Annotated in this window: 17 protein-coding genes; 5 read left to right on the top strand and 12 right to left on the bottom strand. The window is 68.9% G+C overall.

Annotated features, from left to right (window positions below; all coding sequences use genetic code 11):
- Positions 1 to 159: 159 nt before the first annotated feature.
- Entirely contained in the window at positions 160 to 840 is a 681-nt protein-coding gene (gene larB, locus AB0M15_RS11375; RefSeq protein WP_363816601.1) for a nickel pincer cofactor biosynthesis protein LarB, read from the top strand.
- Positions 837 to 2,216, top strand: coding sequence for a nickel pincer cofactor biosynthesis protein LarC (gene larC / locus AB0M15_RS11380; protein WP_363816435.1), 1,380 nt, complete (start codon positions 837 to 839; stop codon positions 2,214 to 2,216). Before larB ends, larC begins: the two co-directional genes overlap by 4 nt.
- 239 nt (positions 2,217 to 2,455) lie before the next feature.
- On the opposite strand, the gene AB0M15_RS11385 is transcribed toward larC, so the two are convergent.
- From AB0M15_RS11385 to AB0M15_RS11395, 3 genes are read right to left on the bottom strand one after another with little or no spacing between them, the layout of a single operon-like run.
- Positions 2,456 to 2,806 carry a cupin domain-containing protein gene (locus AB0M15_RS11385; RefSeq protein WP_363816437.1) on the bottom strand — a complete coding sequence of 117 codons (351 nt, stop codon included), beginning with the start codon at positions 2,804 to 2,806 and terminating at the stop codon, positions 2,456 to 2,458.
- Between the two features lie 33 nt (positions 2,807 to 2,839).
- Positions 2,840 to 4,408 (bottom strand): DUF2029 domain-containing protein, encoded by a 1,569-nt coding sequence (locus AB0M15_RS11390; protein WP_363816439.1) that lies wholly within the window; start codon positions 4,406 to 4,408, stop codon positions 2,840 to 2,842.
- Complete coding sequence (locus AB0M15_RS11395) at positions 4,405 to 5,184, bottom strand: glycosyltransferase (protein ID WP_363816441.1); 780 nt, start codon at positions 5,182 to 5,184, stop codon at positions 4,405 to 4,407. The genes AB0M15_RS11390 and AB0M15_RS11395 overlap by 4 nt, the downstream gene beginning before the upstream one ends.
- Before the next feature lie 251 nt (positions 5,185 to 5,435).
- On the opposite strand from AB0M15_RS11395, the gene AB0M15_RS11400 reads away from it, so the two are divergent.
- Entirely contained in the window at positions 5,436 to 6,638 is a 1,203-nt protein-coding gene (locus tag AB0M15_RS11400) for an arginine deiminase (RefSeq protein ID WP_363816443.1), read from the top strand.
- Between the two features lie 232 nt (positions 6,639 to 6,870).
- On the opposite strand, the gene AB0M15_RS11405 is transcribed toward AB0M15_RS11400, so the two are convergent.
- The 4 genes from AB0M15_RS11405 to AB0M15_RS11420 form a co-directional block, all read right to left on the bottom strand.
- The gene (locus AB0M15_RS11405; RefSeq protein ID WP_363816445.1) at positions 6,871 to 7,839 is read right to left on the bottom strand and encodes a DUF5926 family protein; all 969 of its coding nucleotides are present in this window, start codon (positions 7,837 to 7,839) and stop codon (positions 6,871 to 6,873) included.
- A 45-nt stretch (positions 7,840 to 7,884) separates the two neighbouring features.
- Entirely contained in the window at positions 7,885 to 8,301 is a 417-nt protein-coding gene (locus tag AB0M15_RS11410; RefSeq protein ID WP_363816447.1) for an ATP-binding protein, read from the bottom strand.
- Between the two features lie 252 nt (positions 8,302 to 8,553).
- On the bottom strand, positions 8,554 to 9,435 hold the full coding sequence (locus AB0M15_RS11415) for a glycerophosphodiester phosphodiesterase family protein (RefSeq protein WP_363816449.1): 882 nt from the start codon (positions 9,433 to 9,435) through the stop codon (positions 8,554 to 8,556).
- A gap of 69 nt (positions 9,436 to 9,504) precedes the next feature.
- The gene (locus AB0M15_RS11420; RefSeq protein ID WP_363816451.1) at positions 9,505 to 9,849 is read right to left on the bottom strand and encodes a helix-turn-helix domain-containing protein; all 345 of its coding nucleotides are present in this window, start codon (positions 9,847 to 9,849) and stop codon (positions 9,505 to 9,507) included.
- Between the two features lie 95 nt (positions 9,850 to 9,944).
- Here AB0M15_RS11420 and AB0M15_RS11425 point away from each other — a divergent pair, with 95 nt between their 5' ends.
- Together AB0M15_RS11425 and AB0M15_RS11430 are read left to right on the top strand one after the other, a co-directional pair.
- Positions 9,945 to 10,640: an NAD(P)-binding domain-containing protein gene (locus AB0M15_RS11425; RefSeq protein ID WP_363816453.1), complete on the top strand. Its 696-nt coding sequence runs from the start codon at positions 9,945 to 9,947 to the stop codon at positions 10,638 to 10,640.
- Between the two features lie 23 nt (positions 10,641 to 10,663).
- Complete coding sequence (locus tag AB0M15_RS11430; protein ID WP_363816455.1) at positions 10,664 to 11,635, top strand: zinc-binding alcohol dehydrogenase family protein; 972 nt, start codon at positions 10,664 to 10,666, stop codon at positions 11,633 to 11,635.
- On the opposite strand, the gene AB0M15_RS11435 is transcribed toward AB0M15_RS11430, so the two are convergent.
- From AB0M15_RS11435 to AB0M15_RS11455, 5 genes are all read right to left on the bottom strand, one after another.
- Positions 11,628 to 11,993 (bottom strand): hypothetical protein, encoded by a 366-nt coding sequence (locus AB0M15_RS11435; protein WP_363816457.1) that lies wholly within the window; start codon positions 11,991 to 11,993, stop codon positions 11,628 to 11,630. The genes AB0M15_RS11430 and AB0M15_RS11435 overlap by 8 nt on opposite strands.
- A 67-nt stretch (positions 11,994 to 12,060) precedes the next feature.
- Positions 12,061 to 13,398, bottom strand: coding sequence for an LLM class flavin-dependent oxidoreductase (locus AB0M15_RS11440; RefSeq protein WP_363816459.1), 1,338 nt, complete (start codon positions 13,396 to 13,398; stop codon positions 12,061 to 12,063).
- A complete protein-coding gene (locus AB0M15_RS11445; protein WP_363816461.1) occupies positions 13,395 to 14,117 on the bottom strand; it encodes an ABC transporter ATP-binding protein in 723 nt (240 codons plus the stop codon). The genes AB0M15_RS11440 and AB0M15_RS11445 overlap by 4 nt, the downstream gene beginning before the upstream one ends.
- On the bottom strand, positions 14,093 to 14,944 hold the full coding sequence (locus tag AB0M15_RS11450) for an ABC transporter permease (protein ID WP_363816463.1): 852 nt from the start codon (positions 14,942 to 14,944) through the stop codon (positions 14,093 to 14,095). Before AB0M15_RS11450 ends, AB0M15_RS11445 begins: the two co-directional genes overlap by 25 nt.
- Positions 14,941 to 15,999 carry an ABC transporter substrate-binding protein gene (locus AB0M15_RS11455; RefSeq protein ID WP_363816465.1) on the bottom strand — a complete coding sequence of 353 codons (1,059 nt, stop codon included), beginning with the start codon at positions 15,997 to 15,999 and terminating at the stop codon, positions 14,941 to 14,943. The genes AB0M15_RS11450 and AB0M15_RS11455 overlap by 4 nt, the downstream gene beginning before the upstream one ends.
- Positions 16,000 to 16,018: the final 19 nt, after the last annotated feature.

Raw genomic sequence — 16,018 nt, forward strand, 5'->3', positions numbered from 1 at the left:
ACCGCAGCCTAATGGCTGCGTGGTCAAGTGGCTGCGCTGAGTGGCTCCGCGGGGTCCGAATCGGGCTAATCGTGGTCGGGCACGTAGATTCGCGGGGTGACACATTCGCCTGACCCCAGCAGCCACAGCACCAGCGCCGGCGGCGGCCCGCTGCCCGGAGTGCACGACCTCGGGTACGCACGCCTCGACACGGACCGTCTGGATCGCACGGGTGACGCCGAGGTGGTCTACGGCGCCGGGAAGACGCCTGAGCAGGTTGTAGAGCTCCTGCGGACCCTGCACGAGACCCACCCGGGCCACGCCGTCCTGGCGACCCGTCTGACCGCCGAGGCCCAGGATGCCGTCACCTCCGCCCTTCCGGAGGCAGTAGTCGACCCGGTGGGCCGTACTGCGGTACTGGGCTCTGCGCCCGTACTGCGGGGGACGGTGGCGGTCGTAGCAGCCGGTACTTCGGATGCGCCGGTGGCGGCCGAGGCAGCCACGACTGTTGGGGTGTTCGGGGCCAACGTGGACCTGATCACGGATGTCGGCGTGGCCGGGCTGCACCGGATCATGAGCGCTCGTGAGCGGCTGGATGCGGCCGACTGCCTCATCGTGGTCGCCGGGATGGAAGGCGCGCTGCCGAGTGTCGTCGGCGGGCTGGTGGGGGTGCCGCTGGTCGCAGTACCGACATCTGTTGGGTATGGCGCTTCGTTCGGTGGGGTCGCCGCGTTGCTGGGGATGTTGAACTCGTGTGCGCCTGGGGTGACCGTGGTGAACATCGACAACGGCTTCGGCGCTGGAGTCTTCGCCGCCCGGGTCGCGCGTCGCGCTGCGCCCGCTGAGGTGAAGTCGCAGTGAGAATCGCCTGGATCGACTGCGCAGCCGGCGCCTCCGGCGACATGCTCCTAGGCGCCTTCTTGTCCGCCGGCGCCGACCTGGAGGTAGTCAACGCAGCAGTAGCCGCGGTCGACGCCTCGTTGTCCGTGACGGTAGAACAAACCACCCGCCACCAAATAGCCGCCACCAAAGCCTCCGTCCGCGTCTCAGGAGAACTCCACCCCGAGAACTTCCCCGACGGCCTGGCGCCGGCTAACGCCGGCGCTTCGGATCCGGCGGACGCCGAGGCCGGGCACGGCCACGGGCACGGGCACGCCGAGGCCGGGCACGGCGGTGCCGGCCAGGGGCATGGGCACGCTGGCGATGCGGCCGGGCATGAGCATGGCGAGGCCGGGCATGGGCACGGGCATGCCGGGGGCGGGGGGCATACGCGGACTTGGGGTGAGGTTCGGCGGTTGATCGAGGCTGCCGGGTTGGCCGACGCTGTGCGGGATCGGGCGTTGGATGTGTTTGCTCGGTTGGCTCGGGCTGAGGGGGCTGCTCATGGGGTGGAGCCGGATGAGGTGCACTTCCATGAAGTTGGGGCGTTGGATGCTATTGCGGACATCGTCGGGGTGGCGGCGGCGTCCGTTGCGCTCGAGTTGGATCGGGTAGTTGTTTCGACCATCGCGTTGGGGGGTGGGCGGCAGGTTCGTGGGCAGCATGGGGGGATTCCGGTGCCGGGGCCTGCGGTGCTGGCGTTGTTGAGTGAGGCGGATGCGCCGGTTGTCGGCGGCACAGCGCCGTACGAGATGACTACGCCGACCGGGGCGGCGCTGCTCGCCTCGCTGGCGGATGAGTTCGGGCTGTTGCCGCCGATGCGGATCCAGCAGACCGGCATCGGCGCGGGCGGGCGCGATCCGGTCGAAGTACCGAACATCGTCCGGGTGATCGTCGGCGACGCGCTCGAGCGGCCGGCCACCGAACTCGTCTACGAGACCAACGTCGACGACCTCGACCCGCGGATCTGGCCGCAGGTGCTCGCCCGGCTGATGGAGGCCGGCGCGGCGGACGCCTGGCTGACCCCGATCCTGATGAAGAAGGGTCGCCCGGCGCACACCCTGTCGGTCCTGGTCGGCGGCGCGAACGCCGAGGAGGTCCGCTCGGTGATCCTGTCCGAGACGTCCGCGATCGGCCTGCGCGAGTCGTCGGTCCGCAAGCACGCGGCCGACCGCGAGTTCGCCAGCGTCGAGGTCGACGGCCAGCGCATCCACGTCAAGATCGCCCGGTACGGCGGCCAGGTGGTCAACGTGCAACCCGAGTACGACGATGTCGCCGCGGCGGCCTCCGTACTGAAGAAGCCAATCAAATCCGTCCTGGCCAAAGCCATCGCCGCCGGCCACGAACTCTGGAGCTAGCACCGAGCATCGCCGGGCGGCGCGGACACCGGGGCGCCGGGCGGCGCGGACACCGGGGCGCCGGGCGGCGCGGACGCCGGACGCCGGGCGGCGCGGACGCCGGACGCCGGGCGGCGCGGACGCCGGACGCCGGGCGGCGCGGACGCCGGACGCTAGGGGCACGGACGCTAGGGGGCGCGGACGCCGGGCGCTGGGGGCACGAGGGCGCGGTCGTTTGTGTGGAGGCCAGGGCGGTGGCGCTAGGAGGCGTCGTCGGGGTGGGTGAGGTTGGCGTGGCGGCCGGTGTAGGGCGGGGCGAAGAAGACGAGTAGGGCGAGGTCTTCGGTGATGTCGACGAAGCGGTGTGGTTCTTCGGCTGGGACGAAGAGCACATCGCCCGGCCCGATCAGCTCGGTCCGTGACGGAGTGACCAGCGTGGCCCGCCCGGTGGTGACGACATAGATCTCGTCCTCCCGGTGCGGCTGCTGGTCGTCGACCCCACCGACCGGGATCGAGTACGTGCCCACCGACAGCGACTCGGTCACCAGTTGATCGGCGTAATGACTCGGCAGCGCATGCTGGAACTCGCCCGCCCCTGAAATCTTCTGCACCGGCTGAGACTAGGGCACGCGGACGGCCAGACCCTAGGGCGTAGACACCTTCTGTGCTTCTGGTTTTGCCTTGCGCTTCGGCCAGTCGTAGGGCCACCACTGGGCGCCGCCTCGGCGGGCCCAGACGATCAGGCCGATCAGGACGGCGAGCTCGATCGCGGGGCAGACGGTGTCGCGGAGGCGGGTGCTGAACCATTCGAGGGAGTCGGACAGGAACGGTGCTACCTGACGGGCGTTCGGGTCGCGGCCGGGGACGTAGGCGATCGCGATCATGGTGGTGCGAATGACCATCCATTTGTCGACCTTCGACGCCGCCACGGCGGCCAGGGCAACCCAGGCGATCACGTCGTACCAGGGCAAGGAGTACATCGCTGTGACGATCCAGGCGATCCCGTAGATGGCGGTGTAGCGGATCGCCTCGGGGGTGTGGTCGTCCGGGTGGGTGCGCGGGACGAGCGACTTCGGGAAGACCTGGGAGAGCAGGATCGCCAGCACGATCAGGCCGACCCAGGCGGCGATCGCGAGCACCGTGCGGACCAGTCCGTTCGGCAGGAACAGGGTGAAGAAGCTGAGCAGCACCTTGTGCGGAGTACCGGTGGAGATGAAGGAGCTGTTCGAGCGGGCTTGTTGCAGTGCTTCGAGGCCGACCACGGCGTACAGGCCGGCCATCGAGATCGCGCCGCCGATGCAGAACATGATCGCCTTGCGGCGGTCCGCGCGCAGTGACCAGAGCATGGCGACGCCGACCAGGCCGATCGACAGCTTGGTGCAGCCCGCAATGCCGAGCATGATGCCGGCCAGCAGGATGTGCCGCCGGAAGAGCACAAGGGCGATGACCGCGAACATGACCGCGATCGCGTCGTTGTGGGCGCCGGCGAGGACGGTCCAGAGCAACAGCGGGTTGCCGAGGGCGAGCATCGCGACCCGACGCTTGGCGGAGAGGCTGGGGCCGACGAGCTTCATCAGCAGCAAGCCGGAGACGATCAGGCTGACCGCGACGGACAGTTGCAGCATCCAGACGGTGAGCTGCATCGAGTCGCCGCCGACCCAGGACGAGAACCACTGGACCCAGGTCGCGATCGGACCGTAGACGCTCTTCGCGCCCTGCCACGGACGCTCGGTCGCGGCGATGACCGGGTCGTAGCCGAGACGGATGGTGTCGGCCGGCGCTGTCGTGTACGGATTGCCGCCGAGGGACATGATCCGGCCGTACGCCGCGTAGATGAGGACGTCGCCGGATGCCATCGGCGGTACCAGCGTGACGGCGGCCGTCGTACCGATGCCTAAGGCAACCAATCGGCTGACACGCGGGGCCCAGCCGTTCTTGATCGCCTTTGCGGCAAGGAAAACGCCGTAGCCGCCGAGCAGGATCGCGACGTAGATCATCATCGTCACGAGCCAGTCGTTCGGCTTGGTGTTGAACCAGTACGACGGCAGCCAGGCGTGCCGGTTCGTCAACGTCAGCACCACAACCGACGGCCCGAGCAACCCCGCAGCAACAATCAACGCCGTCGACGCGAGGTAGAGCGCCACAGCACGCTTGCCATCACGATCGGCAGTCGGAGAGGCGACAACCACCTCTTCAGAGTTTTCAGTACTCATTTGCTGGGTCCGCGGGAGGGGAGGGCGTTGCGGGCCTTCAGAGCTCGGCGGAGGTGGAGGTACTGGCGCGCTCGGTGGAGCTGGCCGCGGAGGTCTGTGCCGCTGGCTCGGTGGCGGACGTCGATGGGGATCTCGAGGATGCGGAAGCCCTTGCGGCCGAGGTCGATGCTCAGGGCTGCTTCCACGCCGAAGCCGGGGGCCAGGGGAAGGGCTGCTTCGAGGGCGACTCGGGTCAGGCAGCGCTGGCCGGAGAGGGGCTGCTCGGGCGCCCAGCCGGTGGCCTGCTCGATGCCGGCGCGGGCCAGGCGTACGACGAAGCCGTGGCCGCCGGGTTTGCTGCCGTCGGGACGGACCTGCGCGGGCAGGGTGCCGATCGTCATGTCGGCGCGGCCCGAAAGTACGGGCTCGATCAGCGGCTCGGCGCCGGTCGCGGACTCGGCAAGGTCCGCGTCGAGGAACAGCAGGTGCCGCGGTTGCGTCGCCGCTCCAGCACCGGCAGCGCCGCCAGAACCGGCAGCGGCACCGGGGGCAGGTGCGGCGTCTAGCTTGGCGACGGCGGCGGCGCCGGTCTCCATCGCGGCGGCTTTGCCGCGGTTTCGCGGGTGCCGTACGACGGTCGCGCCGGCCCGCTCGGCGGCCTCGGCCGTGCCGTCGGTGGAGCCGTCGTCGACGACCACGATCAGGTCGACGCCGGTGATCTTGCGGACCGCGTCGATGGTCGCGACGATCCGCTCGACCTCGTCCTTGGCCGGGATCACGCACGCGACGGATCCCACCGTGGGCTCGACGGGAGGCAGATCAGTACCGGACACAGCACCGCAGCCTAGTTGTTCCGCAGCCGATCCCCCGCCTCGTCCCCGCGCCTTGTGGATATCTCGTCCTTTCGACCGATCCCCGGCGCCCTCCCGGTCAAGTTGGAAATCCGCAGAAATTGTCGGACAATCAGACAGAATCACCACGGCCCGCCCGCTCCGGACGGCGCTGCCGTAGCTTGGTGGGGACGGGATCCGGACGAGAGGGCAGGCAGATGACTGAGGCGTATGGCGTCGACAGCGAGGTCGGGCCGCTGCGGACCGTGATGCTGCACCGGCCGGGCAACGAGCTCCGCCGGCTGACACCACGGAACAACGACAAGCTGCTGTTCGACGGCCTCCCCTGGGTCGGCCGCGCACAGGACGAGCACGACGCGTTCGCGCAGGTGCTCCGCGACCGCGGTGTCGAGGTGCTCTACCTCCACAAGCTGCTCGCCGAGTCGCTCAGCGACCCGGCCGCCCGCGCTGTGGCGGTCAGCGGCGCAACCGAAGATCTGCGACTCGGCGACACGCTGCGCACCTACCTGCAGGCGAGCCTGACCGCCCTCGACCCGGAGCAACTGGCCGAGGCGCTGATGGCCGGCGTGCGCAACGACGAGGTACGGGCCGGAGGTGGGCTCGTGACCTCGTTGCTGGCCCACGAGGACTTCCTGATCGACCCGCTGCCGAACCTGCTGTTCACCCGCGACTCGAGCGTCTGGATCCGTGACAACGTCGCCGTCACGTCGCTGGCGATGCCGGCCCGCGTCCGCGAGTCGCAGCTGACCGAGCTGATCTACACGTACCACCCGCGCTTCGCCGGAGCGGAGAAGGTGTACGACCACAGCCTCGAGCATGTCGAGGGCGGTGACGTGCTCGCGCTCGGGCCCGGAGTACTGGCCGTAGGCGTCGGCGAGCGGACAACGCCGGCCGGGGTCGAGCGACTCGCTCGCCGGGTGTTCGCGAAGGGCTTGGCGCACACCGTGCTCGCCGTACCGATCGCGCAGCAGCGGGCGACGATGCACCTCGACACCGTCTGCACGATGGTCGACGTCGACGCCGTGCTGATGTATCCGAACATGGCCGAGGAGATGCGCGCCCTCGCCGTCACCGCCGAGGGCGACGAGCTGCACGTCGCGGAGTCCGAGCCGTTCCTGGTCGCCGCGGCCAAGGCGCTCGGCATCGACACCCTGCGCCGGATCGATACCGGTCTGGATCCGGTCACCGCCGAGCGCGAGCAATGGGACGACGGCAACAACACCCTCGCGCTGGCACCGCGCGTCTGCATCGCGTACGAACGTACCGTCGAGACGAACCAGCGGCTGGAGGAGTCCGGCGTCGAGGTCATCCGCATCGCCGGCTCCGAGCTGGGGTCGGGTCGAGGCGGCCCGCGCTGCATGTCCTGCCCGGTACTGCGTGACCCGGTGACCGTCGCCTGACGCGGGCGACCGAGCTCCGGATGTGGCAGCGATGCCGCATCCGGAGAGGTACCTGACAACGCAAGTACGAGGGACGACACGCGGAGCGAAATCGGGGGTTGTCGACCGGGCCGGTTATGAGTACTCTTCATGCCTAGGCCCAGGCCCTGTTGCTCCCCCGTCAGCAGGACTTGGGCCGTCCACGTGAAAGGGCCCCCGCACTCATCGAGTGCGGGGGCCCTTTTGTTCTGTCCTAACGGATCGTCAACTGACGGCTGGCCAGACCGGCGCGGGCGGCCCGCTCTTCGGTGGTCAGCGGGGCGTCGGTGGCGAGTGCCTTGTCGAGCGCGACAGCGAACCCACCGGCCGGCTTCTCCAGGTCAGCGGCCTCGGCGTCGGCCGGCAGCTCCCACACCGGCGCGAGCACGCCGAGCGCGCGGAAGGAACCGATCAGGCGGCTGCCCTCGGTCAGCGCGGACGAGCCCGCCGCGTGCAGCCGGGCCAGCGCGTCGAGCAGGGTGTCCTCCGCGTGCGGCAGCACCCAGCGCAGGTACCGGCGGTCGCCGATCTGCGTCCAGTACGCCGCTTCGACCGACTCCAGCCGTACGGTCGGAGCAGCCGCCGCGTTGGCGCGCTCGAGCCCCGCCGCGACCTCACCGGTCGGGTCGTCGACGTTCTCGCCGACCCAGTAGTCGAAGCCCTCGTGCACCTTGACGGTGATCGGCTTGGAGGTGTCGATCAGGTCCTGCAGCCGCGGACCGTCCTTGAGCAGGTCGCCGAGCTGGATCGGGTTGCCCGGCTCGGTCGCCAGCGCCGCCGTGATCGCGTGCGCGACGTCGCGACTCGGGTCACCGGACGAGGCGTGCGTCTGCAGCCCGATCCAGATCGTCTCGTCGTCGCGGACCAGCCCGGGCATCGCCATCGGCAGCAGGGTGACCAGGTTGACGGTCTTGCCCTTGTGCTCGCCGGCCAGCGTGACCTCCGCCGTACCGGCCGGGACGATCTCGCGGAAGGCGATCAGGTCGCATTCGGACGGCAGGCCCTCGAACGGGCGGACCACGAAGCTGTCAGCCGCTTGCGCCTTCTCCCGGCCGTGGCACTGCTTGAACCGCTTGCCGGAGCCACACGGGCAGGGTTCGCGCGGGCCGACGTCGACCAGGTCGGCCGGGTCCAGCGTGACGGTCGTGGTGTTGTTGGCGCGGTTGCGCGACTTCTTTCCCATACCCCGCAGTCTTGCAGTACCTGGCTACCCGCCACCAACCCGCGGTCAGCGCGGTACGAGGGCGTAGACGGTCCGCCGGGCCTGGGCGGTCCGGACGCCCCATTCGGACGTCAGCACGTCCACGATCGCCAGGCCCCGGCCACCGACCGCGTCGGGGTGGGCGTCGGCGATCCGCCGCGGCTCGGTCTCGCCACAGCCGTCGACGACCTCGAGGTGGATTCCGGCCTTGTCGATCCACCAGGCGGCACGCACCTCACCGCCCGGCAGCGGCGGCGCGTACCGGATCGCGTTGGAGAGCAGCTCCGAGAGGACCAGCTGCGCGTCGTCGCAAGCGTGCTCTGTCACCCGGTGCCGCTTCAGATAGCCGGCCAGACGGCGGCGGGCATCTGCTACCGCAGACACTTCGTGCGGCAGTACGACGTCCACAACACTCACGTCGGCGGGCAAGGTCGCAGAGGACAAGCAGGGTCTCCTCAGGTCGGAACAACACTCCCACTTCTGCCCCCGATCGGGCGTCCGAAAACACCCTTGTGTATTCCGTTACATAGCGACGCCGAAGTTCACCTGTTTAGCAGAGAAACCGAGACAATTCGGACGGAATTGAACGTCCAAATAACAGCTCGCATTCGGCCCGTCACGCAGAAGGACAAAGTGAGACGCACTCCACAAACCCTCCGCAACCATGGTGCTCGAATGAGCGGGGGCCGAAGCGCGTCAGTCGGGGCGGTGGGAGCGGCGGAGCGGGAGGTGGAGCTTGCGCCGGGAGGGCTGGGCCGGGAGGGCCGGTGAGGTCTGCGGAGGGGTCGCGAGGGTCTGGATGGCCAGCTCCGGGCGGTCGCTGATCAGGGCGTCGACGCCGATGTCCTGGCAGTGCCGGACGTCCTGCTCGGTGTTCACGGTCCAGACGTGCACCTGGTGACCGTGCTTGTGGGCACGATCGACGTACTCCGGGTGGGCCGTGACGATCTCCAGGCTCGGGCCGGCGTACGAGACCCCGGTGGGTAGGGAGCCGTCGCGGAAGCGGAGTGGGACGCGATCCATCAGCAGTACCGTGCGGAGGCCGGGCGCCAGGACGCGCATCCGGCGGAGCGAGAGCCAGGAGAAGCTCATCACCCGGATGGGCGACTCGGTGCCGATCTTCGGGTGGGCCCAGCCGAAGCGGTCGAGCATCTCGATCAGGCGGCGCTCCACCAGCCCGGCGTACCGGGTGGGGTGTTTGGTCTCGATCGCCAGCTCCAGCGGGCGGCCGGCGTCTCGTACTGTCTCCAGGAGCCGCTCGAGGGTGAGCACCTTGGTGAGGTCGGGGTCGGGCAGCTCGGCCTCGTCGTCGAGCTCGGCCCAGGGGTTCTTCCACGAGCCCCAGTCGAAGCCGTCCAGCTCCTCCAGGCTCATCGTGGACAGCACCCCACGCCCGTTGGAGGTCCGGTCGATCCGCCGGTCGTGGACGCAGACCAGGTGCCCGTCCGCGGTCAGCCGGACGTCACACTCCAGCCCGTCCGCTCCGGCCTCGACGGCCCGGCGGTACGCCGCCAGCGTGTGCTCGGGACTGACTTCGCTGGCGCCACGATGGGCCACCACGCTGGGGCGTTTCGCCATGAGGCAACTCTGACACGCTCACTTGTCAACAACTCCGGCAGGCGCGCCCAACGCCGACCGGCTCAGTGCTCAGGTGGGCAGGATCGCTTCGCCGTGGTCAGCGGCCCACTGCGCCAGCGCTGCGAGCGGTCCGGCGGCTAGCGAGGAGCCGGTGGGGGTTAGCTCGTAGGCGACCCCGCGATGGTCCGCCGGCACGGCCGTACGGGTGATCAGGCCGTGCTTGGTGAGTCGGGTGAGGGCCTGGCTGAGCACCTTGTCACTGACCCCGCCGATGGAGTTGAGGAGGTCGCGGCGGCGCGTAGTACCGCGCCTGAGCGCCATCAGGACGAGCGGATCCCAGGTGTGGGCGATCAGCTCGGTCGCTTGCCGGAGTCTGCAGTCCGCCACGAAGGTCTCACAGCCGCCGTCGTCCACGCCTTCGATTGTCGCAGGAAGTTCCCTACCGATCGGTCGGAGAACGGTGCCTAGCGTGAATTGCAGAAAACTGGACAAGTGGAGGATTTGATCAAATGAAGATTGCCTTTCTGGGGACCGGGAACCTGGCCGTTGCACTCGGCAAGGTGTGGGCGGCGGCCGGGCACGAGATCTTTGTCGCGGGGCGATCGTCGGACAATTCGGCAAAGGCCGCGGCGGCCTTCTCCGGTACGCCCGTCGAGCCGGCCCGGCTGGCCGCGGTCGCCGACGTGATCGTGGTCGCGGTCGCGTGGGAAGGGTTGGCGCCGATGCTGTCGATGGCGGGTGCTCCGGAGGGCGCTTTCGCGGGCAAGACGGTGATCGACTGCACCAACGCCGTCGACTACGCGACTGGCCGGTTGAAGCCCGAGAGCGGGTCGGCTGCGGAGCTGGTCGCTGCGCTCGCGCCGGGCGCGCACGTGGTGAAGGCACTGCACCTCTTCGGCGGAACGTCCTGGCCGGGACGGGACAGCGGAGCGCCGGGCGCAGCGGCGGGCGCAGCGGGGGATGCGGGGGATGCGCATGCAGCGCCGGCTGCTGGGGGCGGGCGGGCGACGGTGGCGATCTGCGGGGACGACGAAGGCGCTCTCGAGGTGGTCGGGACGCTCATCGGCGACCTCGGGGGCGAGGCGGCGGTGGTCGGTGATTTGGGTAGCGCCCGGCAGTTGGAGGAGGCGGCTGGGTTTGTGATGCGGGTGGTGGCCGCGGGCTACAACCCGCGGTTTGCTGTGCCTGATGTGCGGGTGGGGTGAGTAAGACTAGGCGGGTGACGAAGATGCGAGCAGTTGTCTTGACTGAGCCGGGGCCGCCGGAGTCGTTGAAGGTCAGCAGCATTGAGCGCCCGGAGCCGCGGGAAGGGTGGGTGCGGATCAAGGTCGAGGCGTTCGGGCTGAACCGGTCCGAGTACCACCTTCGGGCGGGGATGGCGACGAACGCGAAGTTCCCGATCATCCCGGGGATCGAGGCGACCGGGACAGTGGATCTGGCGCCCGGTGGCGAGTTCGCGGTCGGGCAGCAGGTGGTCGCGATGATGGGCGGGATGGGGCGCGAGTTCGACGGCGGGTACGCGGAGTACACCGTCGTACCGGCCGGCTCGGTCGTTCCCGTGACGACCGACCTGGACTGGGCGACGCTCGGCGCCTTGCCGGAGATGCTCCAGACGGCCCACGGCTCGCTGCACACCGGACTCGCGATCCAGGCGGGGCAGTCGATCCTGGTCCGCGGCGGTACGTCGTCAGTCGGCGTGGCTGCCGCCGTGCTGGCCAAGGAGCAGGGGCTGACGGTCTTCTCGACGACCCGGAACCCGCAGCGACTGGAGATGCTGCGGGAGCTCGGGGTGGATCACCCGCTGGTCGACGACGGCAACGTCGCGGCGCAGGTCCGCGAAATCCTTCCCGAGGGCGTCAACGCGGCGCTCGAACTGGTCGGTACCAACGTCCTGCCCGACACCCTCAAAGCCACCGCCGTCCACGGGACCGTCTGCTTCACCGGCATGCTGAGCGACGCCTGGACGATCCCGGACTTCTACCCGATCGGCTACCTCCCGAACGGCGTCCGGCTGACCGCCTACGGCGGCGAATCCAGCGACCTCCCCGCCGCCGCCCTGCAGCGCTACGTCGACTTGGTTGCTGCAGGCAACCTCCCGATCCGGATCGACCGCGTCTTCACCCTCGAAGAGATCGCCGAGGCCCACCGGATCATGGAGGCCGGCCAAGCAGTAGGCAAACTGGTAGTCCGAATCAACTGACCGAACCCAAGACTCGTTTGTGGTAGTTGGCGAGGTCGCGGATCTCCACGGTGAGCTGGATGGTCAGCTCTGGGGTGGGCTTGAGGTGATCGGTCAGCAACGTGAGGATCAGCTCGCCCAGGCGATCCTTGGTCTCCTCGTCGCGACCGGGCAGGATCGCCACCTCAAGATGGATCATCGCCTGACTGGGGTCACCGTCAGCGATGACGGTCTCCCCAGTCGTCCGAAACCGGGTCTTGAAGGCAGGCACGCTACTACCGATCACCTCCGCCGCCGCAGGATGCAGCGCCAGCGCGAACCCCTGCCGATCGAACGCGTCCGCCAACGACTCCGAGTACTCAACCCTGATCTGAGGCATGTCAGCCAGTATCCAGGCTGGTTGCCCACCGCGTTCTGGAGGAGACGCGGTGGGCAAGCTTGTTGGGCTAGCCGACTGCTTCCTGGAGGGATTTGGTTCGGCCGGCTGGGCGAGCGAGTCCGTAGTGGTCGCGGAGGGTTGTGCCGGTGTAGTCGGTACGGAAGAGGTCGCGGGACTGGAGGATCGGGACTACTTGGTCGGTGAAGACCTCCAGGCCGGAGGGGAGGACGGCGGGCATGATGTTGAAGCCGTCCGCGGCGCCGGCGTCGAACCATTCCTGGATGGCGTCGGCGACCTGTTCGGGGGTGCCGCTGAAGGTTCGGTGGCCTCGGCCTCCGCCGAGACGGCCGATCAACTGGCGGACGGTGAGCTTCTCGCGCCGGGCCAGGGTCACGATGAGCGTGTAGCGGCTCTTGGCGCCTTCGATCTCGTCTTCGTCCGGTAGGTCGGCCGGGAGCTGCTGGTCGAGCGGGAGGTCCTCCGGCTTGACCCGCAGGGTTTTGGCGAGTTGCTGGCGGGCGTACTCGGGCTTGATCAGGTCGTCCAGCTCACGTTCCAGGCGGATGGCCTCGGCTTCGGTGTCGGCGATGACGGGGACGATGCCGGGAAGGATCTTCAGGGTGGACGGGTCGCGCCCGAGGGCCGCAGTACGGGCCTTGAGGTCGGAGTAGAAGGCTTGGGCGTCTTCGAGGGTTTGCTGGGCGGTGAAGACCGCTTCGGCGTACCGGGCGGCGAGGCCCTTGCCGTCCTCGGAGGAGCCGGCCTGGACGATCAGCGGGTGGCCCTGCGGGGAGCGCGGCAGGTTGAGGGCGCCGTGGACCTGGAAGTGGCGGCCGACGTGTTCGATCGGCTGGACCTTGGCGTTGTCGCCCCAGACGCCGGATTCCTTGTCAGCAAGGGTTGCGTCGTCCTCCCAGGAGTCCCACAGCTTGTAGGCGACCTCGAGGAACTCGGCCGCACGGTCGTACCTCTCCGCGTGCGCGGGCTGGTCGGCCAGGTTGAAGTTCTTGGCCGCGTCGGGGCCGGCCGTCGTGACGACGTTCCAGCCCGCGCGCCCGCCGCTCACGTGATCGACGCTCGCGAACCGCCGCGCCAGGTTGTACGGATCGTTGTACGTCGTACTGGCCGTAGCGATCAGCCCGATCCGTGAAGTGGCCGCCGCGATCGCGGTCAACAGCACGGTCGGCTCCAACGCGCCGGCCGGACGGCGCCCGATGTCGCCGATCAGCTGCGGCGAATCGGCGAAGAAGACCGAGTCGAACTTGCCGCGCTCCGCGATCCGGGCGAGGTTCTGGTAGTGCGCGACGTCCGTGTTGGCGACCGGGTTGCTCTCGGGCAACCGCCACGAGGCCTCATGATGCCCGGTGCTCATCAAGAACGCGTTCAAGTGCAGATGACGGCTCACAGCGATACTCCCAACGCGTCAAGAAGTCTGGTACGAACGGCAGCGAACCCGGGATCCGCCGGACTGCGCGGCTCGGCGAGCTCGATCGACTCCTCCGCGACGATCCGGCCCTCGTCGAGCACGATCACCCGGTCGGCGAGCACGATCGACTCGTCCACGTCATGGGTGACGAGCAGGACGGCCGGCTGATGCGCCGCGCAGAGTTTCCTCAACAAAACATGCATCTTCAGCCGGGTCAGCGCATCCAGCGCACCGAACGGCTCGTCGGCCAGCAGCAAGGCAGGCTCGCGCACCAGCGACCGCGCCAACGCGACCCGCTGCTGCTCGCCACCGGACAGTTCGTTCGGCCACGCCTTCTCGCGCCCCGCCAACCCCACCTCGGCAAGGCTTTCGCGTCCCCGCTCGTCGGCGCCGCGCAGACCGAGTACGACGTTGTCGAGAACCCGGGCCCAAGGCAACAATCGCGAGTCCTGGAAGACGACCGAGACATTCCCGGGTACGACGAGTTCACCGGAACCCGCGACGTCGTAGTCCAGCCCGGCCAGCGCCCGCAGCAAGGTGCTCTTGCCCGAGCCGCTCTTTCCCAGCAGGGCAACGAACTCGCCCGGCTTGATGCTCAGGTCGAGATCATCGAGCACCGCGCGATCGTCGTACCGCCGGGTCAGTCCGCGGACCTCGACGGCGTGATCCAGCGTCAGTCCGCCAGTGTGCGTCGCCATGACAGCGTCCTCCTCTGGACGAGTCGGACCGCGCCATCGGAGAGCAGACCCAGCGCGCCGTACAGGACCAGGCCGACGATGATGATGTCGGTCTGTCCGTACGTCCGGGCCAGCTCCATCATGTAGCCGATGCCGCTGGTCGAGTTGATCTGCTCGACGACCACCAGCGACAGCCAGGCGGCCGTCACCGCGAAGCGCAGGCCGAGCAGGAAGCCGGGCGACGCGCCGGGCAGTACCACCCGGCGGATGAACTCCCAGCGGGACAGTCCTACCGTCTCGGCGAGTTCGACGTACCGGCTGTCGATCGTGCGCAGGCCGTTGTGGGTGTGGATGTAGATCGGCACGAAGACGCCGAGCGTGATGGTGGTGATCTTCATCGACTCGCCGATGCCGAGCCAGAGGATCAGCAGCGGCAGCAGGGCGAGCGACGGGATCGCGCGCTTGATCTGGATCGGCCCGTCGAGGATCGCCTCGCCCAGGCGGCTCAGGCCCGAGAGCAACGCCAGGACCGTACCGAGCAGCACGCCGATGCCGAGGCCGGCGAAGGCTCGCTGGGCGGACGTCAGCAGGTTCGACTGGAGCCGGCCGTCCGCGATCAGATCGCCGGTCGTGGTGACGACGGTCCACGGCGCCGACAGGACGCGCGGATCGAGTAGGCCGGTCGCGGACCCGATCGACCAGAGCACCAGCAAGAGGATCGGGCCGAGCGCTGCGCCGAACTTGATCTGCTGACCCGGTCCGAGCCGGCGGCGCCGACGGAGCGGTTGAGCGATCGCGCGTTGCTCCCGCTCCCCCGTCCGGATGCCGGGAATCGCCAGCTGCGTCATTTGGACGCCGCCTTGATCGCATCGGAGGCGACGGTCTGGAAGCGCAGGTCGTACAGATCCTTGGCCTGGATCACCGGCTTGCCGGTCTCCTTGGCGAGCAGTTCGATCGTCTCCTGGTGCCGCTTGATCGCGTCGCTCCAGTCACCGCTGATGTCGGGGTGCCCGGCGTTGTCGACCAGCCACTGGCCATCCGCCTCGGTGAGTCCCTGGTCCTTCACGTAGTACCCCTCGATCCACTCCTTGGGGTGCTTGTCGATCCAGTCCTGGGCGACTCCCCAGGCTGCGACGTACGCCCTGATCGCGGCCGCCTTGCCGGCATCCTCCAGCGACTCGGTCGGTCCGTAGAGGTGGCCGGCGTCATCGCGGAACCCGTGCAGGATCGTGGTCCCGCCGTCCTTGCCGTACTTCGACAGGTACCGCTTGATCGAGACGCCGCCGATCGGCGCGACATCGACCTGCTTCGCGGCAAGCGCGTTCGGGTAGATGTCCCCCGTGCTCGGCAGCTCGACGAGCTTGACGTCCTCCTTGGTCAGGCCGGCCTTCTTCAGCACCTTGAGCACGAGCGCACCCTGCGCCTGACCCGGGCTGTACGCGATCTTCTTGCCGCGCAGGTCGGCCAGCGTCTTCACCTGTACGCCGGGAGCGACGCCGAGCTCGTAGATCGGGTGATTGATCGGGTCCTGCCGGAACTTGGAGGCGACGATCTTGACGTGCAGCCCGGTCCAGGTGGCATGGATCGACGGGATCTCCGCGACCGAGCCGAGGTCCAGCGCATGCGCGCGGAACGCCTCGGTGGTCTGTGGACCACCGCTGAGGTTGGCGAACGTGGTGTACTTCGAGACCTTGTCGAGCTGACCCGACAGCTTGAACGCCACCTGGGTGGCCGGATCGCCGACGACGATCTTGACGCCGTCCGGTACCTCGGTGGGCAGCGGGGCGTCGAGCGCGAGCTTGGCGCCGGTACCGCCGGCCTGGGCGTCACCGCCGCAACCGGAGAGCAGGGTGACGGCGGCCAGTGCCGCGGCGGCAATTACAGCAAGGGATTTCTTAGGCATGAGATTCATCCAGACAGGG

Source organism: Kribbella sp. NPDC051718 (assembly GCF_040681515.1).
In the GTDB taxonomy this organism is placed as follows: domain Bacteria; phylum Actinomycetota; class Actinomycetes; order Propionibacteriales; family Kribbellaceae; genus Kribbella.

What these genes read in the sequence shown, in the direction of transcription:
- AB0M15_RS11390 (WP_363816439.1), bottom strand. Translation starts at nt 4,408, where the DNA reads ATGAGTACTGAAAACTCTGAAGAGGTGGTTGTCGCCTCTCCGACTGCC.
- AB0M15_RS11400 (WP_363816443.1), top strand. Translation starts at nt 5,436, where the DNA reads ATGACTGAGGCGTATGGCGTCGACAGCGAGGTCGGGCCGCTGCGGACC.
- AB0M15_RS11405 (WP_363816445.1), bottom strand. Translation starts at nt 7,839, where the DNA reads ATGGGAAAGAAGTCGCGCAACCGCGCCAACAACACCACGACCGTCACG.
- AB0M15_RS11415 (WP_363816449.1), bottom strand. Translation starts at nt 9,435, where the DNA reads ATGGCGAAACGCCCCAGCGTGGTGGCCCATCGTGGCGCCAGCGAAGTC.
- AB0M15_RS11425 (WP_363816453.1), top strand. Translation starts at nt 9,945, where the DNA reads ATGAAGATTGCCTTTCTGGGGACCGGGAACCTGGCCGTTGCACTCGGC.
- AB0M15_RS11430 (WP_363816455.1), top strand. Translation starts at nt 10,664, where the DNA reads ATGCGAGCAGTTGTCTTGACTGAGCCGGGGCCGCCGGAGTCGTTGAAG.
- AB0M15_RS11435 (WP_363816457.1), bottom strand. Translation starts at nt 11,993, where the DNA reads ATGCCTCAGATCAGGGTTGAGTACTCGGAGTCGTTGGCGGACGCGTTC.
- AB0M15_RS11445 (WP_363816461.1), bottom strand. Translation starts at nt 14,117, where the DNA reads ATGGCGACGCACACTGGCGGACTGACGCTGGATCACGCCGTCGAGGTC.
- AB0M15_RS11450 (WP_363816463.1), bottom strand. Translation starts at nt 14,944, where the DNA reads ATGACGCAGCTGGCGATTCCCGGCATCCGGACGGGGGAGCGGGAGCAA.
- AB0M15_RS11455 (WP_363816465.1), bottom strand. Translation starts at nt 15,999, where the DNA reads ATGCCTAAGAAATCCCTTGCTGTAATTGCCGCCGCGGCACTGGCCGCC.